This is a genomic window from Streptosporangium sp. NPDC001559 (genome assembly GCF_042893955.1).
Taxonomy (GTDB): domain Bacteria; phylum Actinomycetota; class Actinomycetes; order Streptosporangiales; family Streptosporangiaceae; genus Streptosporangium.
Genome location: NZ_JBIAVG010000004.1, coordinates 443,645 through 465,282, shown reverse-complemented (window position 1 = coordinate 465,282; position 21,638 = coordinate 443,645). Strand labels below are relative to the sequence as shown.

Genomic DNA, 21,638 nt, shown 5'->3' with positions numbered 1-21,638 from the left:
CGGAATAGATTTGTTTTCCACCGCTAATTTCAAGTACTCTTTAGCCGCCGACACTCATGGATCTCCTGACGGGACGAGCTGAGACGGCGTCGACAGATCAGGGCACGGCCTTCCTTGAGGAAGGCCTCGTGGACGTCGGCGTGGACTTCCACTCAAGAAGGTCGCACGGTGCTTCCCTGCCGGAGATTCATGTCATGGTTCCGGCGGTTGGAAAGGCGTTGTCACCTCGTGGTGAAGGGTGCGCACCGTAGCCTGAGGGAGGTGTTGACACTCCCGGAGGTGCTGGGCGTATGCACGATCAAGCCACCATCGGAGCCCGGCTGAGGGCGCTGCGCCGTTGGCGGAGGATGAGCCTGGAACAGGTCGCCGGGCAGGCCGGACTGAGCAAGAGTTTTCTGTCGATGGCCGAGCGTGGACAGCGGATTCTCGATCGCCGGTCCCATATCGCCGCGCTGGCTTCGGCCCTTCGGGTCTCGGAGACCGAACTCGTGGGTGCTCCGCATCTTGGCAGGGACCCCGAGCAGTCCGGCCCGCACCGGGTGGTGCCCATCGTGCGCGCGGCCCTGACCGGTAACACCCTCAACGACCCGGCCACGGATCAGGCGCGTCCTCTCGACGTCCTGCACACCGTCCTTTTCCGTGAGATAGCCGATATGCGGGATTCCGCGGACTACGTGAGCCGTGCGCAACTCGTGGCTCCCGTCATCGACGAGTTGCACTGGCACGCGGCCACAGGCGGCGAGGCGAACCGCCGCCGTGCGCTGCGGCTGCTGATCGAGGCGTGCCACGAGACCGGGGTGACGACCCTGAAGTCGCTCGGCCATCAGGACCTGGCCTATCTCGCGGCGGCTCGGGCGAATGAGGCGGCGACGCTGCTGGATGAGCCCCTGACGACCGCCTATGCCGCGTATCTGCGGGCGAGGGCCATGCCGAAGGGCGACTGGGATCGGCCGTTGCGGATCGCCTCGGCCGCCGCCGACCGCCTTGAGCCGCACACCGGGTCGAGGGACGCGGGCGAGCTGTACGGCATGTTGCACCTGACGGCGGCGCTGTCGGCTGCGGCCATCAGCAGGTCCGGCCTGGCTGCGGATCACCTGGCCGAGGCGCGGAGCGTGGCGGTACGGCTGGGCGAGCGTCAGAACGCCTTCGGCACGTTCGGCCCGACCAATGTGGCGCTGTGGGACATCGCCATCGCCATGGAGCACGGTGACTACGGTCAGGCCGTTACGGTCTCGTCCGGGGTGGTGCTCGGGCCGATGCCGAACATGGAGCGGCGTGCGGTCTTCCACGCCGACCGTGGGCGGGCGTTCGCTCATCTGAAGGGCGAACTTCCCGGTGCGGTCACCGAACTGAGGAAGGCTGAGCACATCGCCCCGCAGATCATTCGTAACAACCCTGTCGTGCAGGAGACGGTGCTCCATCTGCTCGGGCGTCCGCTGTCCACTTCTCAGGGGCGGGAAGTCCGGGGCATGGCTGCTCGTATGGGCCTCCCTCACTGACCGCATCCGGCCAATCCCGTCGGAGTTCACATCTGTGAACTCCGACTGTTCCCACGCGACTACGTTCCGTGTCCATGGGGATCGACGCGGCACTGACGCCGCCTTCCAGCTTGAGCGACTGCGCGCCGAACTCATCGGCCACTCATGGGCCGCCGACATCCTCGGCACCGCGAAGCAGCCGGTTCTGCGCGTGAACAACCCCGCCGAGGCGGAGATGCACGACGAGGTCGTGTGCCAGGACGGCACCTTCCAGTGGGCATGGGGCGGGCTCATCGGACCGGTCGTCAATCCCGCCGAAGCAGCCGACCGCATCATGTTCGTGCTTCGAGAGGTCGCTTCTTGATGCGCGCCGACCACCCGGCATTCACGACGCCCGGACGGGTTTCTGATCACAAAGGAGTGAGACCCATGGAGAACGCCAGACCCGTTCAGTCGATCCCGGGATGGCGGTTGATCATCAGTGACGCCGGACGGTTCTGGGCGATCCGCAACCGGGCGTTCCCGCGTACGGCGTTGCGGGCGGGCGCGGAGCCGACGGTGGACGCCGACACCTTCGAGGAGGTCCGGGAGGCCGTGGCCCGTCAGGAGGAGATCGCTGAGGGGGTGCCGTCGTGACCGGGCGGCATCGGGACGGGCTGCCGTACGCGGTGGTGTATCGGCGGGTGTGGGACGGTCCGGCCCGCGCTGAGGCCGAGCGGATCGATCGGGCGTGGGCGGACTGGACGGTGCTCTACAGCCTGGGGCGCCGCTGCTTCTACGCGATGGCCGTCTGGGACGGCCCGCGTCCGGTGATCGTCGAGGACGTCACGGGTGAGGGGTTGGAGGAGCGGATGCGGGAGGCGGAGATGATCAAGGCGATGCGGCTCGCGGTGCGGTCTTCCCCGGCGTCGGTTCGTGGCGGGGTTTCCCGTAGGCGGGGAGAGACTTCCGTGGCGACGGTCGCTGAGGTGTCCGGCGGGGAGACGGTGTCCGCCGGAGGGCGTTCGCCGGATGGGAGGGCGGCATGACGGCCTGGGTTCCTCGTCAAGGTTCTGGGTTTTCCGATCGAACCTGTGACTCCGTGCAGGCGGCCCACCCGGGGTGGCTGGTGCTCCACAGCTCGACGACCGGGCTGTGGAGCGCCTACCGGAGTGTCCTGTTCGGCAGGCCGTACGCCGGGGACGTGTTGTTGGTTCGGGCGGAGTCCGTCGAGGAGCTGGACCGTAAGTTGAGCGCCCAGGTGCCTCCGGTGGTGCCGCCGAGCATTCAGGCCGTTGCCGTCGCCCGTGCCATCCAGATTCGGGCCGCCCGGGTCTCCCGGACCGTTCAGGCCGTATGTCCTGGTCAGGCCGTTGCGCCGGGTCGGGCTACGGCGTTGCGCAGGTTGCTGCGTTCCTGAAAGCCGGTACGGCGGGCGGTGGAACGTCATCCCACCCGTCGCTCGCCGTACCTCGTGAACGTGCGGCTGCAGGTGGGAGGGACCTGGGTCGCACACCCGTCGCGAGACGGTTCCCGCACACGCCGAGTGTGCTGGGGAAGAGGGAGCCGTCTGGCGCACCGGTCTCCGCTGCGGAAGGCCGGTCCTCCTCCAGGGTGCCCGGCCGTCGTGCTCCCCGGCTCGGGGCCGGGCACCCGCCCCCTGAAAAGGGCCGCCCCCAACCACTCCCGCACCCAGGGACGACCATGACCGACGACGAACGACGGTTGATCGACCTGCTCGTCAGCACCCACCCCGGCTGGCGGTACGAACACCTCCACCTGCCCGGCCTGCCCAGATGGTGGGCCATCCGGTACCGGCCGTTGCGCCTCGACCAGCGCGAAGCCGGAGCCAGAGACATGCTCGGCCGTACGACACTGCGCCGCCTCGCCGGAGCACTGGCCCGGCACGACGAGATCATCCACCGCAGCCGCTACTGAAGGAGTCCCTCCAATGTCCCCCCTCAAGGCCGTCGCCCCTGACGGCACCTTCGCCACCGGGCCCGGCACCACCGAACGTCTCCTGACTCCCGGTGAGGTCGCCCGGATCTTCGGTGTGGACCCCAAGACCGTCAACCGGTGGGCCCTCACGGGGAAGATTCCCTCGGTCAGGACGCCCAGCAGGCAGCGGCGTTATCGGGAGAGTGACATCAACGCCCTGCTCAACGTCGGCTGATCCGGCATCCAGAAAAGCCGCGAAAGACGTGGGTCAGTCGGGGAGGAGGACCGAGAGGAACGCCGCTGAGGCGGTGTCGTCGGCGACGGCGTCGGAGAGGACGGAGCGGATCGACTCGAACGCCGGCGGGTCGGCCTCGCGCAGTGTCGAGGAACGCGTCCAGACCAGCAGGTGCTCACCGGCGGGCAGCCATTCGAGGTCGGTGAGGCAGTCGTAGAGGGCGTCGAGGTTGTGCCCGAAGTAGTCGGGGAACGACAGGGCCTCGGCGATCGCCGACATGGCCTCCGCCGAGGTGGTGATCCCGGAGCCGTCGACCCGGTGGGCGACGGCGTCGCCGTGGTCGGTCTCCACCTGCTCGGCGACCCCGGGAACCTCGGGGACCTCCGTGACCCTGGAGACTCGCGGCGCCCCCGAGGACGACTCGGTGATCTCCGTCGCCTTCGCGACCGTGGGGTCCTGCGGTCCGCGTATGGCGCGCAGGGTGCGCAGGCTTTCCTGGGCGGCCGGCCCCTCCTCGAACGTTCCCCTGGGCAACGTCGGTCACCTCCGTACGTCGACGATGACGAAAGTCCGGTAGTGGTCGCCGGTGTAGTAGAGCTCCCGGGTCCCGTCGCCGCTGATCAGGCGCCGTGCTCCCCGGTCGCGGCTGCCGGGGGTCGGGACGGTGTACTCGTGGTAGTAACCCTGCTGCCTGATGGGCAGGCGGCGTTCCCGGTTCTGGAAGACCACCCCGTCGCGGGAGTAGGGGAAGGGGCCGCCCTGCCGGATGCGCTTCCAGGTGGCGGCGGCCTCGGGAGGCAGCGCCGACAGCGTCCTGGTGGGCATCGTGCCCTCGGCCTGTGAGCCGGGGCGCTTGGTCGGGCTCGCCGCGGGCGCGCTGCTGGCGCGGGCCGGCTGCTTGGTGGTCGTGCATCCGGACAGCGCCATCACCAAGGACAGCACTGCGGACGAGACGAGAGCGGCGGTTCCCCGAGGTGTCACCTGGCCAAGGTACCCGTGACCACGTCAGGAAAAACGGCCGGGGTTGTGTGGCCGACGCAAGGATTGGACAGATATTGTCTAGTTGTCAGACAATGTCCGAATGAAGTTCGCCGTCGTCGCCGCAGCCGTGCTCTGGGGGACCGCGGGCACCGTGGGGATGCTCGCCGCCGGAGTCGATCCGGTCTCCCTGGCCGCCGCCCGACTGGTCCTCGGAGGGCTGGTGCTGGTGGTCGCCGCGCGCAAGCTCCTGCCCCGGCTGCCCCGAGGGGGGATGCTCCCGCTCGCCGCCCTGGCCGTGGCCGCCTACCAGCTCTGTTTCTTCGCCGCCGTCGGCAGGACCGGGGTGGCCGTCGGCACCGTGGTCGCCATCGGCAGCGGCCCTGTCTTCACCGGCCTGCTGTCCTGGCTGTTCGACAGGCGGGTGCCTTCGGGGCGTTGGGCGACGGCGACGGCGGCGGCCGTGGCGGGCTGCGCCGTACTGACCGGTGGGGGAGGGCAGGTGCGCCTTGACGGGGTGCTGCTGGCGCTGCTCGGCGGTCTGCTGTACGCGTTCTACGCGGTGACGGCGGCCAGGGTGATCGCCACCGGGGTCCCCTCCGACGCGGTGATGGCCGCGATGTTCGGTGGCGCGGCCGTGGTGATGCTGCCGGTCCTGCTGTGGACGGGCACCGCCTGGCTGGCCGAACCTCGTGGTCTGCTCACCGCCGTCTATCTCGGCTGCGTCTCCACCGCGTTCGCCTACGTCCTGTACGGCAGGGGCCTGCGGGTGACGCCCGTGGCCACCGCGGCGACCCTCGCCCTGGCCGAGCCCGCGGTCGCGGCGCTGCTCGGTGTCGTAGTGCTCGGTGAGCGGCTCACGCTCGTCTCGGCCTGCGGCCTGGTCCTGCTCGGCGCGAGCCTGGTGGTGGTCGCCCTTCCCGAACGCGTGGCGGCGTTAGGGTCTTCCGCGTGACCGTTCCCCTGCGCCCTGTCTCCGCTGTGAACGCCCTCGCCGACGCGCTGCGCAGGCGGGTGCTCTCCGGGGAGATCCCCCCGGCGACCCCGTTGCCCGAGCAGGAGCTGTCCGCCCTGTACGGCGTCGCCCGCCCGACCGTCAGGGAGGCGCTGGCCGTACTCGTGCACGAGGGGTTGCTCAGGCGGGAACGGCACCGCAGCGCGCAGGTCGTCGAGGTGACCGTGGCCGATCTCGACGACCTGATGTTCGTCAGGCGCCCCCTTGAGGATCTGATGGCCGTCACGCTGGCCGGGCGCAGGGTCGAGGAGGCGGACGCGGCGCTGGGCAGGATGGCCGCGCTGCCGGCGGACGCGCCCTGGTCGGAGATGGTGGCCGAGCACATGGCGCTGCACCAGGCCCTCGTCGTGGCGGTCGGCAGCCCGCGTCTTGAGCGGCTCTACACCTCGCTCGCCGCGGAGACCCGTCTCGGCCTGGTACGGCTGCGCGCGGTCTATCCCGACCGGGAGGTGCTGGTGGCCGAGCATCGGGAGCTGCTCGACGCGATCGGAGAGGGGTCGCCGGAGGAGGCGAGGCGGGCGGTGGCGGCGCATCTGGATCACGGCTGGGGCGAATGAGGCTTGCACCCGGCGCCCGGTAGTCGTCACAATCGCGGCCATGCACGGCAATTCAGTGCCGGACTCCTACGTGTACGTCACGGAGGAAGGCGTGGCCCGTCACTACGCGGACGGCAGCGTCGACGCTCTCGCCTGGGAGGACGTCGTCGAAGTTCGTGTGGAGGGTGACTCGGAAACCGAGTCGGACATACTGTACATTTTACTTAACCGGGGTGGACAGGGATGTGTGGTGCCACAATCGGCAATTGACACCACCTTCCTCGCGCGCCTGCGGTACCTGCCTGACTTCGACGTGGAGCGGCTCGGTGAGGCCGTCGAGAGCCTCGGTGAGGGTCATGTCGTGGTTTGGCGCAGCCCTGATCCTCCCAATCCGCTGCCCGACTTCGAGTACGACTGACGTCGTGCGGTCCGGCGCGCCCCCAAGCCAACCAGGTGGTAATCGTGCACGCGTGGACCGTTCCGTCAAGGCGTTCCTTCTGTCCCTCTTCGGCCAGTAGTGGACAGTAAGGCTGTATTCCCCTGCCCAGAGGTGATCACTAGGATTTCAGTGGGTTTCCACGCTCCTGGTGCATTCGGGAAAGCTGTCAACCAATGAAATGAGATGCGCGTCCCGTTACCTGGTAACGATGGGGCATCTGGGTGGGGTGGTATGAGAGTGGGGACAGAGGAGCCCGCTGCTACGCTCCTCGGCGATTCAGTGCGGACCGCTCCAAGTATCTGGACGCGGTCCTATGCGCGGATTCTGTTGGCCGGCGATCTCGCGTGCGCGGTTGTCGCGTGTGAGACCGTCCTTGGAGTTCGACTCTGGTTCGGCGCCTTCATCCCCAGGACGGAGGCGTTGTTCGGGCTCGGTCTCGCCCTGGCATGGCCCCTGTTCCTGGCGGTCGGCGGCGCCTACCGCAAGCGCGCGCACGGCGAGGGGACGGAGGAGTTCCGTGCGGTCTTCGACGGCGGGGTAGGACTGACGGCCGCCGTCGCGATCGGGGCGTACGCCACACAGGCCCTGATCGCCCGAAGTTTCGTGATGGCCATGCTCCCGCTGGCGCTGGTGCTCACGGTCGCCTTCCGCTACTGGATGCGCAAGCGGCTCCACCGCAGGCGCGCCCTCGGCGAGTACATGCGTCAGGTGGTCGCCGTCGGGCACCGGGAGTCGGTGCTCGACCTGGTCATGCAACTCAGAAGGCAACCCCACCACGGCATGACCGTGGCCGCGGCCTGCCTGCCCTCCGGTCCCGACGACATGGACGTGGACGGGATCCCCGTGCTCGGCGGCTTCAGCGACGTCCCCGCCGTCGTCGCCAAGGTGGACGCCGACGCCGTGGCCATCCTGGCCTGCCCCGAGCTGGACGGCGTCGCGCTGCGCCGGATCGCCTGGGGCCTTGAGGACGCGCGAACCGACCTCTTCGTCGCGCCCGCCCTCATGGAGGTCGCCGGACCTCGGATCAGCATCCGGCCGGTGGCCGGAATGCCGCTGCTGCACGTGGAGCACCCCGAGTTCGACGGCGCCAAACAGCTCGCGAAGAGCCTGTTCGACAAGGCCGCCGCGGGCTTCGCGCTGCTGCTGCTGTCCGTGCCGATGCTGGTCATCTGCCTGCTGATCAGGACGACCAGTTCCGGGCCCGCGCTGTTCCGGCAGGTCAGGGTCGGCCGGGGCGGCCGGGAGTTCAACGTCGTGAAGTTCCGCACGATGGTCAACAACGCCGAACGGCTCAAGGTCGACCTTGAGCAGCGCAACGAGTTCGACGGTGTGCTCTTCAAGATGAGGAACGATCCAAGAATCACCCGGGTGGGGGCGTTCCTGCGCCGCTACTCCCTCGACGAGCTGCCGCAGCTGCTCAACGTGGTCCGCGGGGAGATGTCCCTCGTCGGCCCGCGCCCGCCGCTGCCGAGCGAGGTCGCGCAGTACGGCGCCGACGTGCGCCGCCGCCTGGTCGTCAAACCGGGCATGACCGGACTGTGGCAGGTCAGCGGACGCTCCGACCTCAGCTGGGAGGAGTCGGTCCGCCTGGACCTGCGCTACGTCGAGAACTGGTCGCTCTTCCTCGACCTGCAGATCCTGTGGAAGACATGGAGCGCCGTCATGGGCGGAGAAGGGGCTTACTAGCTGTGAAAGCTCTCGTGCTCGCCGGGGGGTCGGGCACCCGGCTCCGGCCCATCACCCACACCTCGGCCAAACAGCTCGTCCCGGTGGCCAACAAGCCCGTGCTCTTCTACGGGCTCGAAGCCATCGCGGCGGCCGGGATCAGGGAGATCGGCATCGTCGTCGGCGACACGCAGGCGGAGATCGAGGCGGCCGTCGGTGACGGCTCCGCTCTCGGCCTGCAGGTCACCTACCTGCGGCAACAGGCACCGCTCGGGCTCGCCCACGCGGTGCTGATCGCCCGGGACTACCTCGGCGAGGACGACTTCGTCATGTACCTCGGCGACAACTTCATCGTCGGCGGCATCGGCGGCGTCGTCGACCGGTTCACCCAGGACCGGCCCGACGCGCAGATCATGCTCACCCAGGTCGGCGACCCCAGGCAGTTCGGCGTCGCGGAGCTGGACGGCGACGGCCGGGTCGTCGGCCTTGAGGAGAAGCCCGCCGAGCCGAAGAGCGACCTCGCGCTCGTCGGCGTCTACCTGTTCACCCCGTTGATCCACCGGGCCGTCGCCGAGCTCAAGCCGTCGTGGCGCGGAGAGCTGGAGATCACCGACGCGATCCAGTGGCTGATCGAACGAGGCCACCGGGTCGAGTCGTCCGTCATCTCCGGCTACTGGAAGGACACCGGCAACGTCACCGACATGCTTGAGGTCAACCGGCTGGTGCTCGAATCCCTCGAAACCCGCCTGGAAGGCCGGGTGGACGACGTCAGCGAGCTGATCGGCCGGGTGGTCGTCGAACCGGGGGCCGTGGTCGAACGCTCCCGCATCGTCGGCCCGGCGATCATCGGCGCGGGCGCGCGAATCCTGGACAGCTACGTCGGTCCCTTCACCTCGATCGCCGCGGACTGCGTGGTCGACGGCAGCGAGATCGAATACTCGATCGTGCTGCCCAGGGCCTCGATCTCCGGGGTCTCCCGGATAGAGGCCTCGCTCATCGGTCACGACGTCGAGGTCACCCCCGCTCCCAACACCCCCAGAGCCCACCGCCTCGTGCTGGGCGATCACAGCAAGGTGCAGATCAGCTCATGAAGGTCCTGGTCGTCGGTGGGGCCGGCTTCATCGGTTCCCACTACGTCCGCACGCTCGCGGCGGACGGTGTCTCGGTGACGGTGCTCGACAAGCTCACCTACGCGGGCAACCTCGCGAACCTGCGAGGCGTCCCGCACAGGTTCGTGCTCGGTGACATCTGCGACGCGGAACTGCTCGCCAAGGTGGTCCCCGGGCACGACGTCGTCGTCAACTTCGCCGCGGAATCGCATGTGGACCGGTCCATAGCGGGCGCCGGGGAGTTCGTCAGGACGAACGTGCTGGGCACGCAGACCCTCATGCAAGCCTGCCTCGAAGCCTCTACCCCCAAGGTCGTGCAGGTCTCGACCGACGAGGTCTACGGCTCGATCGACGTCGGCTCCTGGGCCGAGGACGCGCCGCTGCGGCCGCGCTCGCCGTACTCGGCGGCGAAGGCGGGCGGCGACATGATCGCCCAGGCCTACGCGGTCACCCATGGCCTGCCGGTCTCCATCACGCGCTGCGGCAACAACTACGGGCCCAACCAGTACCCGGAGAAGGTCATCCCGCTGTTCGTCACCAATCTCCTGCAGGGGCGCAAGGTGCCGCTGTACGGCGACGGCGGCAACGTCAGGGACTGGATCCACGTCGCCGACCACTGCGCGGGCATCAGGTTGGTCGCCGAGCGCGGCGAACCCGGCGAGGTCTACCACATCGCCGGTACGGCGGAGCTGACCAACGTCCAGCTGACCACCCTGCTGCTTGAGGCGTGCGACGCGGACTGGGACATGGTCGAGCGGGTCGAGGACCGCAAGGGACACGACCGCCGCTACTCCCTGGACGACTCCCGGCTGCGTGCCCTCGGCTACCGGCCCTCGGTGCCGTTCGAACGGGGCCTGGCCGCGACCGTCCGCTGGTACGCCGACAACCCCGACTGGTGGAAGGCCGCAGCCGAGGCCCAGGACAGGACCCCCGAGGAGAAGATCGCCCTGGAGCGGGCCGTCGCCGGGGAGAACGGATGAGCCGGTGGCTGGTCACCGGCGCCTCCGGCATGCTCGCCGCCGAACTGCTCGGCCTGCTGCGCGCGCGGGACGAGTCGGTCGTCGCCCTCACCAGGGATGATCTCGACCTGCGTGACGAGCGGGCCGTACGGGACGTGGTCGCCGAGCACCGGCCCGGCGTCGTGGTCAACTGCGCGGCCTGGACGGCGGTCGACGACGCCGAGACGCACGAGGACGAGGCGCTGGCCGTCAACGGGCACGGTGTGCGGGTGCTGGCCGAGGCGTGCGAGCGCCTGGGCGCGCTCATGGTCCAGCCTTCGACCGACTACGTCTTCGACGGCACCGGGGTCGAGCCGTACGCCGAGGACGCGCCGACCTCGCCGGTCAACGCCTACGGGCGGACCAAGCTGGCCGGGGAACGCGCCGTGCTGGACACGCTGCCGCACACCGGCTACGTCCTGCGCACCGCCTGGCTGTACGGCGCGGCGGGCGGGAACTTCGTCAGCACGATCGCGGGCCTGGAGGGGAGCAGGCCGACCCTGGACGTCGTCGACGACCAGCTCGGCCAGCCGACCTGGGCGGGTGACCTGGCGGCCCGGATCATCGAACTGGCCGAGATCGCCCCGGAGCCCGGCGTCTACCACGCCACCTGCTCGGGGCGGGCGAGCTGGTACGAACTCGCCCGGGAGATCTTCACACTGCTCGGCGCAGACCCGGGGCGGATCAGGCCGGTCTCCTCAACGGAGTTCCCGCGCCCCGCGCCCCGCCCGGCCTACAGCGTGCTGGGCCACGACCGCTGGGCCACGGCCGGTCTACCGCCGATGCGCGACTGGCGAGAGGCCCTGCGAGAGTCGAAAGTCCTGGTCAGTGATTAAGCTGTGCTTCTTTGCTCCGCCTTCGGCGTCGCGGGGCTTGGGCGCCCTGAGTCGATGCTTTCCCTCGTCGCTCATCCGCTGCGCTCCTTCGCTCCTCAGTCCAAGCACCGACGCGCCCAAGCCGACGCTCCTCACGCACGACACCGGATCAGCTTTGGGTGGCGAGTTTCCGGTAATACGCCTGGCACGCCTCGTAGGTCGGGAGAAGGCCGGCTTCGAGGGCTTCTTTGAGGGTGGGGGCGGCGGCGTCCTTGTCGGAGAGGACCGGGTCGAAGCCGACGGGCCACTCGATGCCCAGGTCGGGGTCCAGGGGGTTGAGGCCGTGTTCGCGGCCCGGGGCGTACGGCTCGGAGCACAGGTAGGAGACCGTGGCCTGTTCGCTGAGCGCCATGAACCCGTGTCCCAGCCCCTCGGCGATGTAGAGGCTGCGCCGGGACTCCTCGTCCAGCCGTACGGCCTCCCAGCGGCCGAAGGTCGGCGAGCCGACGCGGATGTCCACGACGACGTCGAGGATGGCCCCGGAAAGGCATGTGACATACTTCGCCTGCCCAGGAGGCACGTCCGCGAAATGGATGCCGCGCAGCACGCCGCGCCGGGAGACCGAGCAGTTGACCTGTGCGAGATCGATCGCGTGACCCACGGCTTCCCGCAGGTCATGGGCACGGTAGGTCTCCAGGAAGGCGCCGCGCGGGTCAGTGTGGACACGCGGGGTGTGGCACCAGGTTCCGTCGATGCTCAGGGGTTCCATGGGCGGAAGCATGACACAGCGCGCGGCTGTAACACCCCAGGACCGCGGGGCGAAATCCTAGGGTTCGCCCTCATTGGAACGATCTTGCAAGCCACCGGTCGAGCCGCGTCGCGCGGCGAGGGAGCGTATTGATGACAACGTGCCGCCTGTGCGGGTCCACGAGTCTTGCCAGCGTGGTCGACCTCGGGGCGACGCCGCCCTGCGAGTTGTTCCTCACCGCCGAGCAGGTCGACGAGCCGGAGACGACCTACCCGCTGCACCTGAGGGTGTGCACCGGATGCTGGCTGGCACAGATCCCGCCGCTGATCACTCCCGAGGACACCTTCACCGAGTACGCCTACTTCTCCTCCTACTCGACCTCGTGGGTCGAGCACGCCAGGCGGTTCGTCGACGGGGCGGCCGACCGGCTCGGGCTCGACGAGAACTCGTTCGTGGTCGAGGTGGCCAGCAACGACGGCTACCTGCTCAAGCACGTCGTCGACCGGGGCGTCCGCTGCCTGGGCGTCGAGCCCTCGAAGAACGTCGGCCAGGCCGCCAGGGACAGGGGCGTGCCGACGCTGACCGCCTTCCTCGGTCCGGAGACCGGCGCCGAGGTGCGGGCCGAGCACGGTCCCGCCGACCTCGTGGTCGCCAACAACGTCTACGCCCACATTCCCGACGTCATCGGGTTCACCCAGGGGCTGCGCGCGCTCGTGGCCGACGACGGCTGGGTCTCCATCGAGGTGCAGCACCTGCTGACGCTGATGGAGCTCAACCAGTACGACACCATCTACCACGAGCACTTCCAGTACTACACGGTCGCCTCGGCGCAGCGCGCCCTCGCCTCCGGCGGGCTGGCGCTGGTCGACGTCGAACTGCTGCCCACACACGGCGGCTCGATCCGGCTGTGGGCGCGTCCCCAGGAGGTCGCGGGCGAACCCACCTCCCGGGTGGTCGAGGTGCTCGCGGCGGAGAAGGCGGCCGGGCTGCACGAGCTGTCCGGGTACGCGGAGTTCGCCGCCCGGGTCGCCCGGGTACGGCGGGACCTGCTGAGGTTCCTGGTCGAGGCCGCCGAGCAGGGCAAGACCGTGGTCGGCTACGGCGCCCCCGGCAAGGGCAACACGCTGCTCAACCACTGCGGGATCCGGCCCGACCTGCTGCGTTACACCGTGGACCGCAATCCGTACAAGCACGGCAGGTTCACCCCCGGCACGCGGATCCCGATCGTGGCGCCCGAGCGGATCGCCGAGGACCGGCCCGACTACGTGCTGGTGCTGCCCTGGAACCTGCGCGAGGAGCTTTCCGCCCAGCTGGCCTACGTCCACGAGTGGGGCGGTCGCCTGGTCTTCCCCATCCCGAACCTGGAGACAGTCGAGGTGAACCCGTGAAGGTCGTCCTCTTCTGCGGCGGGTACGGCACGCGGATGCGCAGCGGTACCCCCGGCGACGTGCCCAAGCCGATGCAGCTCGTCGGCCCCCGGCCGCTGATCTGGCATGTGATGCGCTATTACGCCCACTTCGGGCACACCGAGTTCATCCTGTGCCTCGGGTACGGCGCGCACCACATCAAGGACTTCTTCCTCAACTACCAGGAGACGACCTCCAACGACTTCGTCCTGCGCGGGGGCGAGGTGGAACTGCTGTCCACCGACATCTCCGACTGGTCGATCTCGTTCGTGCAGACCGGGATCGACTCGCCGATCGGCGAACGGCTGCGCAGGGTCCGGGACCACCTCGACGGAGACGAGATCTTCCTGGCAAACTACGCGGACGTGCTCACCGACGCGCCGCTGCCGGAGATCATCGACCGCTTCGCCGCCTCGGACGCCGGAGCCTCGATGATGGTCGTCCCGCCCGCGGAGACCTTCCACTGCATCGAACTCGGCGAGGACGGCATGGTCGGCGGGATCACCCCGGTCAGCGACATGCCCCTGTGGATCAACGGCGGCTACTTCGTGCTCCGCCAGGAGGTCTTCGACCACATCCCGCCGGGTGGTGACCTCGTCGCCGACGGCTGCGGTCAGCTCGCCAAGCGCGGCAGGCTGCTGGCCTACCCGCACCGGGGCTACTGGAAGCCGACCGACACGGTCAAGGAGCGCATCGCGCTCGACGAGGCCTACTCCAGGGGCGACCGGCCGTGGGCGCTGTGGGAACGCGAACCGGAGGTGCGGTCCAGATGATCGGATTCCGGCCCGCGGCGGTCGGCGGCGTCGTCCTGCTGGCCGCCCACTGCGACGACCTCGCCATCGGCGCGGGCGGCAGCCTGCTGACCCTCTGCTCCGCGCGTCCCGGCCTCAGGGTCGACGCCCTGGTGCTCTCCGGCGGCGGCACCGAGCGCGAGGAGGAGGAGCACGCGGCGCTGACCGCCTTCTGTCCCGGGGCGGACCTGCGGCTGACCGTGCTCAAGATGCCCGACGGGCGGCTGCCCGCCAACTGGGAGGAGGCCAAGGCCGCGGTGGAGGACCTGCGCGCCGGGACCGACCCCGACCTGGTCTTCGCCCCCAACCCGGCCGACGCCCACCAGGACCACCGGGGCCTGGCCAAGCTGGTGCCGACCGCCTTCCGCGGTCACCAGGCACTCGGCTACGAGATCGTCAAATGGGACGGCGACCTCGGGCGGCCCTCGGTCTACCAGCCGCTGACGCCCGAGGTGGCCGAGGCCAAGGTGACCCTGCTCCAACAGCACTACCCCTCACAACGGCAACGCCCCTGGTACGACCGTGAGGCCTTCCTGGGGCTGGCCCGCATCCGCGGCATCGAGTGCCAATCGCGCTACGCGGAGGCGTTCTACACAAGCAAGATGACTCTCGACCTGGCTGGAGGATGAACCGGATGCGCGTGCTGCTGACCGGGCACCAGGGCTACCTGGGAACTGTGATGGCCCCGGCACTCACCGAGGCGGGCCACGAGGTGATCGGCCTGGACTCGGGGCTGTTCGCCGACTGCCTGCTGGGACCCGCTCCGGCCGACCCCGCCGGGCACCGGGTCGACCTGCGTGACGTCACCGCCGAACACGTGGCCGGGATCGACGCGGTCGTGCACCTGGCCGCGCTGTCCAACGACCCGCTCGGGTCGCTGGCGCCCGAGCTGACCTACGACATCAACCACCACGCCTCGGTGCGACTGGCCAAGCTGGCCAGGGACGCCGGGGTGCGGCGGTTCCTGTACGCCTCGACCTGCTCCGTCTACGGCGCCTCCGGCGGCGACGGACTGGTCGGGGAGGAGGCGCCGCTGCGCCCGGTGACGCCGTACGCCGAGTCCAAGGTCCGGGTCGAGGACGACCTGACCGCGCTGGCCGACGACGACTTCACCCCCGTCTTCATGCGCAACGCCACCGCCTTCGGGTTCTCGCCCAGGCTGCGCGCCGACATCGTGCTGAACAACCTGGTCGGCCACGCCCTGCTGACCAACGAGGTGCGGGTGCTGTCCGACGGCACCCCCTGGCGCCCGCTGGTCCACGCCAAGGACATCGCCGAGGCGTTCGTGCTGGCGCTGACCGCCCCGCGGGAGGCCGTACACGCCAAGGCGTTCAACGTGGGCACCGAGCAGAACAACGTGACCGTCGCGGACATCGCGGCCGAGGTCGTCGAGGCGGTTCCCGGCTCCAAGCTCGTGATCACCGGTGAGGCGGGCGCCGACCCGCGCTCCTACCGGGTCGACTTCTCCCGCATCCGTGAGGCGCTGCCCGGCTACGAGGCGAGCTGGAGCGTCAAGGCGGGCGCGGCCGAGCTGGTCGACGCCTACCGGAGGTTCGGGATGACCGAGGACCTGTTCAAGAACAGCTTCACCCGGCTCGCCAAGCTGGCCGCCAGGAGCGCCGACGGCACCGTGGACGAGACGATGAGACCACGTGAGGCGGGCGTCGGTGACAACTGACGTCCCCCAGACGGCAGCAGGGGAGAGCCGCGAGACCGAGGGCCGCGAGATGCACGCCCTGGTCGAGCGGCTCTACCCGCTCTGCAGGAGCATCACCGGCGACGGGCTGCGCCGTACGCTGGAGATCGTCTCCGGGGAGATCCCGCTGGAGATCAGCGAGGTGCCGACCGGCACCGAGGTCCTCGACTGGACCGTGCCCAGAGAGTGGAACATCCGCGACGCCTACGTCAAGGACCCCTCGGGCGAGCGGGTGATCGACTTCGCCGAGTCGAACCTGCACGTGGTCGGCTACAGCGTGCCGGTCTCGGCGACCATGACCCTCGACGAGCTGCGCGGGCACCTGCACACCCTGCCCGAGCAGCCGGATCTGATTCCGTACCGCACCAGCTACTACGCCGAGACCTGGGGTTTCTGTCTCAGGGAGAACACCCTGGCGGCGATGGGGCCGGGGCCGTACGAGGTGGTGATCGACTCGGCGCTCGCCGACGGTCACCTCACCTACGGCGAGCACGTCGTGCCGGGGCGCAGCACCGACGAGGTACTCATCTCCTGCCACGTCTGCCACCCCTCACTGGCCAACGACAACCTCGCGGGCGTCGCGGTCGCCACCCGCCTCGCCCGGCGGCTCGCGCGGAGCGACCCGTATTACACCTACCGGTTCGTGTTCGCACCGGGCACCGTCGGCGCCATCACCTGGCTGGCGCGTAACAGGGAGCGCGCCGGGCGCGTCAAGCACGGCCTGGTGCTGGCCTGCGCGGGCGACAGCGGATCGCTGACCTACAAGCGCAGCAGGCGCGCCGACGCCGAGATCGACAGGGCGGTCCGGCACGTTCTGCGCTCCTCGGGGCGTGAGCACACGGTCGTGGACTTCTCCCCGTACGGCTACGACGAGCGGCAGTACTGCTCGCCCGGGTTCAACCTGCCCGTCGGCTCTCTCACCAGGACGCCGTACGCCGGATACCCGGAGTACCACACCTCGGGCGACAACCCGGATTTCGTCTCGCCCGAGGCGATGGCCGACACGCTGGAGACCTGCTGGGAGGTGACGCGGGTGCTCGAAGGCAACCGCCGTTACCTCAATCTCAGCCCGTACGGCGAGCCGCAGCTCGGCCGGCGGGGGTTGTACGGCTCGCTGGGGGGCCGTAGCGACACCAAGCAGGCCCAGATGGCGATGTTGTGGGTGCTGAACCTCTCCGACGGGGAGCACACCCTGCTCGACATCGCCGAAAAGTCAGACCTGCCCTTCGCCATCGTGGCGGAAGCGGCACAGGCCCTGCGTGGTGCAGGACTCCTCAAGGAGTAGTGGAGATGACGCGGTTGCAGGCCGTCACGGAGCCCGGGGTGCTCAACCTCCGGGTGGGGGAGACGGTTGAGGTCCTGAGCGAGGCCGAGATCATGGCCACTCTGGACGAGAGGGGAGAGCTCGACGAGCTGCCCTTCATGCCGGAGATGCTGGCTTTCTGCGGGAAGCGGCTCACCGTGCACAAGGTCGCCTACAAACTGTGCGACACCATCAGCCGCAGCGGCATGCGCAGAATGGAGCGTGCCGTACACCTCACCGGGGCGCGCTGCGACGGGTCGGCGCACGGCGGATGCCAGACGGCCTGCCTGATGTACTGGAAGGAGTCCTGGCTCAAGCGGGTCGATCCGGGTTCCCCGGAGCCGGAACCGGCCAAGGAACCTGAGGGCCTGGCGAAGGGACGGGCGCTGCTGCCCATCCTGGAGGTGGCGTCCAGGAGGGAGCCGGGGGAGGACGGGGAGGAGCGTTACTCCTGCCAGGCGACCGAGCTGCTGCGCGCCGCGCCGACCTGCCTGCCGCTGAAGGATTTCGGGCAGTACGTCACGGACGTGAAGACGGGTAACGCGAGCGTGTTCTTCACGCTCCGCGCCCTCCTGGTCGGCCTGTTCAACCGTTACCAGGAGCGCAGCCGGCGGTTCCTGCCGTCGTGGCTGCAGATCAGGGGCGGCCTGAAATGGGGCTTCGTCAAGGGGCGGCTCACCGGGGCGACGCCGAGCATGACGCTCGACCTCCAGCCGGGAGAGCTCGTCCGTATCAAGTCCAAGGAGGAGATCCTCAAGACCCTCAACCAGGACCTGCTCAACCGGGGGATGGGGTTCGAGGAGGAGATGTCGCGGTACTGCGGGAAGACCGCGCGGGTTCTCTCCCGGGTCGACCGGTGCCTCGACGAGAAGACCGGTCGCATGCTCACGATGAAGAGCTCCTGCATCATCCTTGAGGACATCGTCTGCGCGGGCGCGTACAGCGTGAGCTGCCCCCGGCAGTTCCTCCCGTTCTGGCGGGAGATTTGGCTTGAGCGGGTCCACGAGCCCGCCTGATCGGACCGGGCGCTGCGGCGACGGCGGTTCGGCGCGAACGGTGAAAGGTAAGAGATGGAACACACGCAGGACTCCGGGCCGGTCGTGACGAAGGCGGAGCCCGGCACCCCCGATCCGGAGGGCGGGCCGGACACGCCCGCCTCCCAGCTCGGGGAGATCGGCCGCCAGGCCGGCCGGGGGCTGCGGTGGAGCGTGCTGGGCAACATGGTGATGAAGGCGGGCTCGTTCGCCATGAGCCTGGTCATGGCCCGGTTGCTCGTGCCGGCGGAGTTCGGCATCTTCGCCATCGCCCTGGCCGCCAGCCAGTTCGTCATCTACATCAACGACGCGGGCATCATCGCGGCCACCGTGCAGTGGCGGGGCAAGCTTGAGGAGATGGCGCCCACGGCGACGGTCGTCGCGATCACGTCGAGCACCCTCCTGTATGCGTTCTTCTGGGTTTTCGCCCCCTACTTCGCTGAGATGTCCGGCAGTGAGAGCGCGACCGGGGTGATCCGGGTCCTCACGGCGGTCAACCTGGTCTACGGCCTGACCGCCGTGCGCAGTGCGGCGCTGCTGCGCAGGTTCGAGCAGGACAAGCTCACCAAGGCCAACCTGGTCGGCTTCCTGGTGACCGCGCCGGTCACCATCACCCTGGCCGCCAACGGCGCCGGGGCCTACAGCTTCGCCTGGGGTCAGCTCCTCGGCGCCGTCGCCACCGGGGTGCTGGTCGTCCTGTACGCCAGGGTCAAGGTCGGTTTCGGCCTCGACCGCGCCATGGCCAAGAAGCTGCTGGTCTTCGGGCTGCCGCTGTGTGTCACCCTCGGCATCGAGGGCCTGCTGCTCAACGTCGACTCCGTCATCGTCGGCGACGCCCTCGGCGCCGAGCAACTCGGCTTCTACCTGCTGGCCTTCAACATCTCCAGCTGGGTCCCCGGGCTCGTGGGCACCGCGGTGCGCTACGTCGCGCTGCCCAGCTTCTCCAGGCTCGCCGAGCAGGGCGGCGAATCGGTCTCCGAGGGGGTGCAGCGGGCCATACCGCTGCTGCTGTCCATCGTGCTGCCGTTCGGTGTCCTGCTGGGCGTGCTCGCGCCCGCGGTGATCGCCTTCCTGTACATCCCGCGCTGGGAACCGGCCGCCGAGGTGCTGAGCTTCCTGTCGGTCCTCATGGTCGTGCGGATGATGACGGCGCTGGTGGTGGACATCCTGGCCGCCATGGGCGCGACCAAGGCCACCATGTGGCTCAACCTCGGCTGGGCGGTCGCGCTGATCCCCAGCCTGATCCTGGGCGCCCAGCTGGACGGCATCCGCGGCGCGGCGATCGCCCACGCGGTGGTGGCGCTGGTGGTCGCCGTGCCGCTCTCCGTGCTGACGATGCGCCGCGCGGGCGTCGTCCTGGGCCCGGTCGTCTCCGCCCTGGGGCGTCCGGTGCTCGGCGGGGTGCTCTGCGCCGCCGTCACGGTGGCGCTCGTCACCATCATCAGCGACGGCATTCCCTTCGTCCACCTGGCCGTGGCCGGTGGCGCGGGGCTGCTCGTCTACGTCCTGGTCGTCGTACCGCAGGCGGTACTCAAGCAACTGGGCAGCCGGGTGACCGGTCTGATCCCGGCACGTTCACGTTGACCCGAGAAGGAAATCGGATGGTTGATTCCGACACACTGGTGTCCATCGGACTTCCGGTACGCAACGGCGTCGATCGGCTGGAAGGCGTGATCCGGTCGGTGCTGGCGCAGGACCACCGGAACATCGAACTGCTGATCTGCGACAACGCCTCGACGGACGGCACCGAGGAACTCTGCAGGGAACTGGCCCGCTCGGACGAGCGGATCGTCTACCGGCGGCACCCGGAGAACATCGGGCTGCTCAACAACTTCATGTACGCGGGCAGGAACGCGCGGGGGACGTTCTTCCGGTGGATCGGCGACGACGACCGGCTGGAGTCCCACTACGTCTCCAGCACGCTCGGGGCGTTCGCGGAGGACGAGCGGCTCATCCTCGTCACCACGCAGATGTCCTACACCGACCCGGAGGGCACGACCAGGACCAGCGCCTACGAGGGCAGCGGGCTGCTCTCCGACGACCCGGTCGAGCGGTTCGCCGAGATGCTGCGCCTGCTCAACGAGAGCCACCTGCTGATCGACCCGCTGTACGGCCTCATGCGCCGCGAGCCTGTGATGTCCATCCCCCGGCGGAACATGCTCCGCGAGGACGAGGTGTTCGCCACCAAACTCGCGCTGGCCGGGCCGTGGGGCCACGTGCACGAGGTGCTCGCCCACCGCCACTGGAAGCACGAGAGCATGAACGTGATCAGCGGCCGTCTCGGTGTCCCCGGCTGGCAGGTGCACTTCTCGACGACCCTGCAGTACATGGAGATCCTCCACTGGCTGCGTGAGGCCGACCTCGGGCTGACCGAGGAACAGCGGCGCCGCGCGCGTGCCGCCGCCCGTCAGATGTACACCCGCCGCCAGCGACGGGTGGTGTCCCGGCGCAGCCGCAAGCTCGTACGGCTGGCGACCGGGGCGCTCAGGCCCGGGAACTGACCGCCGTGAGACCCGCGCACCCCAGCGGACCCCGCAAGGCCCCAACGTCGCGGACAAGGAGACCCAGATGACCACCGTCTTTTCCAACAGCGTGGTGGACGACGACACCCGGCGCGGCTTGCTCTACGAGGGGAAGGTGTTCGTCTACTCCTCAACGCCCGCCTCCAGGGACCTCATCGCCTTCGCCCAGGAACTGATCGCCGACGCCTTCGGCGACCGTGACCCGGAGACCGCCCAGTACGACATGCCGGTCGAGGAGTTCGCGGCGCTGCTGGCCGACCTCAAGCCCCGGTTCATCCACCACCCGGAGTGCAAGAAGCTCCTGCCCGCCGTGCTGGAGGAGCTGGGCTGCCGGCTCGACCGGACCTACTTCGACGTCCCCAGGATGCGTACCTCGACCTCGAACGACTACCTCACCTCCGGCATCTCCTACGCCTTCCACCCGCACCGGGACTGCTGGTACTCGGCGCCGTTCAACCAGGTCAACTGGTGGATCCCGATCTACCCGGTGGTGCCGGAGAACGTGATGGCCTTCCACCCGGCCTACTTCGACGCCCCCGTGCGCAACGGCAGCGCCCGCTACGACTACGCCGAGTGGAACCGCAGCAGCAGGCTCTCCGCGGCCCAGCACGTGCGCAACGACACCAGGGACCAGCCGAAGCCGGAGGAGCCGATCGAGCTCGACCCGCAGGTACGCGTCGTGCCGGAGCCGGGCGGGGTGATGCTGTTCTCCGGAGCCCAGCTGCACTCCACGGTCCCGAACACCTCCGGCAGGACCCGCTTCAGCATCGACTTCCGTACCGTGAACATCGACGACGTCCGGGCGCGCAGGGGCGCGGTGAACGTGGACGCCGCGTGCACCGGGACCACCCTGCGCGACTTCGTGCGCTGCGCCGACCTCGACCCGATGCCCGAGGAACTGGCGCTGGAGTACGAGGCCGAGGCTCGCGCCCGGGTGAGCTGAGGACCGCGCC

The 21,638-nt window shown here is 69.3% G+C and carries 26 protein-coding genes; 23 read left to right on the top strand and 3 right to left on the bottom strand.

All coding sequences use genetic code 11. The annotated features are described in order from the left end of the window. Positions 1-290: 290 nt before the first annotated feature. The 7 genes from ACFYY8_RS12235 to ACFYY8_RS12205 all read left to right on the top strand — a co-directional run bounded on the left by ACFYY8_RS12235 (position 291) and on the right by ACFYY8_RS12205 (position 3,630). On the top strand, positions 291-1,499 hold the full coding sequence (locus ACFYY8_RS12235) for a helix-turn-helix domain-containing protein (protein ID WP_390039930.1): 1,209 nt from the start codon (positions 291-293) through the stop codon (positions 1,497-1,499). 34 nt (positions 1,500-1,533) lie between these two features. Beyond that, on the top strand, positions 1,534-1,842 hold the full coding sequence (locus ACFYY8_RS12230; RefSeq protein ID WP_390039928.1) for a hypothetical protein: 309 nt from the start codon (positions 1,534-1,536) through the stop codon (positions 1,840-1,842). A gap of 65 nt (positions 1,843-1,907) precedes the next feature. After that, positions 1,908-2,114, top strand: a complete 207-nt coding sequence (locus ACFYY8_RS12225) for a hypothetical protein (RefSeq protein ID WP_390039926.1) — start codon at positions 1,908-1,910, stop codon at positions 2,112-2,114. Beyond that, complete coding sequence (locus ACFYY8_RS12220) at positions 2,111-2,506, top strand: hypothetical protein (protein WP_390039924.1); 396 nt, start codon at positions 2,111-2,113, stop codon at positions 2,504-2,506. Before ACFYY8_RS12225 ends, ACFYY8_RS12220 begins: the two co-directional genes overlap by 4 nt. A gap of 53 nt (positions 2,507-2,559) precedes the next feature. Then, positions 2,560-2,877, top strand: a complete 318-nt coding sequence (locus ACFYY8_RS12215) for a hypothetical protein (protein ID WP_390039922.1) — start codon at positions 2,560-2,562, stop codon at positions 2,875-2,877. 284 nt (positions 2,878-3,161) lie between these two features. Continuing rightward, complete coding sequence (locus ACFYY8_RS12210; RefSeq protein ID WP_390039920.1) at positions 3,162-3,395, top strand: hypothetical protein; 234 nt, start codon at positions 3,162-3,164, stop codon at positions 3,393-3,395. A 13-nt stretch (positions 3,396-3,408) separates the two neighbouring features. Beyond that, positions 3,409-3,630 carry a BldC family transcriptional regulator gene (locus tag ACFYY8_RS12205; RefSeq protein ID WP_390039918.1) on the top strand — a complete coding sequence of 74 codons (222 nt, stop codon included), beginning with the start codon at positions 3,409-3,411 and terminating at the stop codon, positions 3,628-3,630. Between the two features lie 33 nt (positions 3,631-3,663). Here the strand turns inward: ACFYY8_RS12205 and ACFYY8_RS12200 are convergent, their stop codons facing one another. Together ACFYY8_RS12200 and ACFYY8_RS12195 are read right to left on the bottom strand one after the other, a co-directional pair. Then, a complete protein-coding gene (locus ACFYY8_RS12200; RefSeq protein ID WP_390039916.1) occupies positions 3,664-4,164 on the bottom strand; it encodes a barstar family protein in 501 nt (166 codons plus the stop codon). 6 nt (positions 4,165-4,170) lie between these two features. Further along, entirely contained in the window at positions 4,171-4,611 is a 441-nt protein-coding gene (locus ACFYY8_RS12195; RefSeq protein WP_390039914.1) for a ribonuclease domain-containing protein, read from the bottom strand. A 100-nt stretch (positions 4,612-4,711) separates the two neighbouring features. Here ACFYY8_RS12195 and ACFYY8_RS12190 point away from each other — a divergent pair, with 100 nt between their 5' ends. The 7 genes from ACFYY8_RS12190 to rfbD all read left to right on the top strand — a co-directional run bounded on the left by ACFYY8_RS12190 (position 4,712) and on the right by rfbD (position 11,206). Continuing rightward, positions 4,712-5,563, top strand: a complete 852-nt coding sequence (locus ACFYY8_RS12190; RefSeq protein ID WP_390039912.1) for a DMT family transporter — start codon at positions 4,712-4,714, stop codon at positions 5,561-5,563. Continuing rightward, on the top strand, positions 5,560-6,180 hold the full coding sequence (locus ACFYY8_RS12185; protein WP_390039910.1) for a GntR family transcriptional regulator: 621 nt from the start codon (positions 5,560-5,562) through the stop codon (positions 6,178-6,180). Before ACFYY8_RS12190 ends, ACFYY8_RS12185 begins: the two co-directional genes overlap by 4 nt. Positions 6,181-6,220: 40 nt before the next feature. Next, positions 6,221-6,577, top strand: a complete 357-nt coding sequence (locus ACFYY8_RS12180) for a hypothetical protein (protein WP_390039908.1) — start codon at positions 6,221-6,223, stop codon at positions 6,575-6,577. Positions 6,578-6,829: 252 nt separating this feature from the next. Beyond that, entirely contained in the window at positions 6,830-8,284 is a 1,455-nt protein-coding gene (locus tag ACFYY8_RS12175; protein ID WP_390039906.1) for a sugar transferase, read from the top strand. A 2-nt stretch (positions 8,285-8,286) separates the two neighbouring features. Then, the gene (locus ACFYY8_RS12170) at positions 8,287-9,354 is read left to right on the top strand and encodes a glucose-1-phosphate thymidylyltransferase (protein ID WP_390039904.1); all 1,068 of its coding nucleotides are present in this window, start codon (positions 8,287-8,289) and stop codon (positions 9,352-9,354) included. Next, positions 9,351-10,352, top strand: coding sequence for a dTDP-glucose 4,6-dehydratase (rfbB, locus tag ACFYY8_RS12165; protein WP_390039903.1), 1,002 nt, complete (start codon positions 9,351-9,353; stop codon positions 10,350-10,352). Before ACFYY8_RS12170 ends, rfbB begins: the two co-directional genes overlap by 4 nt. Beyond that, positions 10,349-11,206 carry a dTDP-4-dehydrorhamnose reductase gene (rfbD, locus tag ACFYY8_RS12160; RefSeq protein WP_390039901.1) on the top strand — a complete coding sequence of 286 codons (858 nt, stop codon included), beginning with the start codon at positions 10,349-10,351 and terminating at the stop codon, positions 11,204-11,206. Before rfbB ends, rfbD begins: the two co-directional genes overlap by 4 nt. Before the next feature lie 148 nt (positions 11,207-11,354). Here rfbD and rfbC read toward each other — a convergent pair whose 3' ends face one another. After that, entirely contained in the window at positions 11,355-11,954 is a 600-nt protein-coding gene (gene rfbC / locus ACFYY8_RS12155) for a dTDP-4-dehydrorhamnose 3,5-epimerase (RefSeq protein ID WP_390039899.1), read from the bottom strand. Between the two features lie 131 nt (positions 11,955-12,085). Between rfbC and ACFYY8_RS12150 the strand changes: the two genes are divergently transcribed. The 9 genes from ACFYY8_RS12150 (at position 12,086) to ACFYY8_RS12110 (ending at position 21,628) form a co-directional block, all read left to right on the top strand. Next, a complete protein-coding gene (locus ACFYY8_RS12150) occupies positions 12,086-13,321 on the top strand; it encodes a class I SAM-dependent methyltransferase (protein ID WP_390039897.1) in 1,236 nt (411 codons plus the stop codon). Next, complete coding sequence (locus tag ACFYY8_RS12145) at positions 13,318-14,112, top strand: sugar phosphate nucleotidyltransferase (protein ID WP_362912586.1); 795 nt, start codon at positions 13,318-13,320, stop codon at positions 14,110-14,112. The genes ACFYY8_RS12150 and ACFYY8_RS12145 overlap by 4 nt, the downstream gene beginning before the upstream one ends. Then, positions 14,109-14,759: a PIG-L deacetylase family protein gene (locus ACFYY8_RS12140; RefSeq protein ID WP_390039894.1), complete on the top strand. Its 651-nt coding sequence runs from the start codon at positions 14,109-14,111 to the stop codon at positions 14,757-14,759. The genes ACFYY8_RS12145 and ACFYY8_RS12140 overlap by 4 nt, the downstream gene beginning before the upstream one ends. Positions 14,760-14,764: 5 nt before the next feature. Beyond that, positions 14,765-15,808, top strand: a complete 1,044-nt coding sequence (locus tag ACFYY8_RS12135; protein ID WP_390039892.1) for an NAD-dependent epimerase/dehydratase family protein — start codon at positions 14,765-14,767, stop codon at positions 15,806-15,808. Then, entirely contained in the window at positions 15,798-17,111 is a 1,314-nt protein-coding gene (locus tag ACFYY8_RS12130) for a DUF4910 domain-containing protein (RefSeq protein ID WP_390039890.1), read from the top strand. The genes ACFYY8_RS12135 and ACFYY8_RS12130 overlap by 11 nt, the downstream gene beginning before the upstream one ends. 5 nt (positions 17,112-17,116) lie before the next feature. Further along, complete coding sequence (locus ACFYY8_RS12125; RefSeq protein ID WP_390039888.1) at positions 17,117-18,145, top strand: hypothetical protein; 1,029 nt, start codon at positions 17,117-17,119, stop codon at positions 18,143-18,145. A 54-nt stretch (positions 18,146-18,199) separates the two neighbouring features. Then, complete coding sequence (locus ACFYY8_RS12120) at positions 18,200-19,747, top strand: oligosaccharide flippase family protein (protein WP_390039887.1); 1,548 nt, start codon at positions 18,200-18,202, stop codon at positions 19,745-19,747. Positions 19,748-19,764: 17 nt separating this feature from the next. Beyond that, positions 19,765-20,664, top strand: a complete 900-nt coding sequence (locus tag ACFYY8_RS12115) for a glycosyltransferase family 2 protein (protein ID WP_390039885.1) — start codon at positions 19,765-19,767, stop codon at positions 20,662-20,664. A 67-nt stretch (positions 20,665-20,731) separates the two neighbouring features. Continuing rightward, entirely contained in the window at positions 20,732-21,628 is an 897-nt protein-coding gene (locus ACFYY8_RS12110) for a hypothetical protein (RefSeq protein WP_390039883.1), read from the top strand. Positions 21,629-21,638 lie beyond the last annotated feature (10 nt).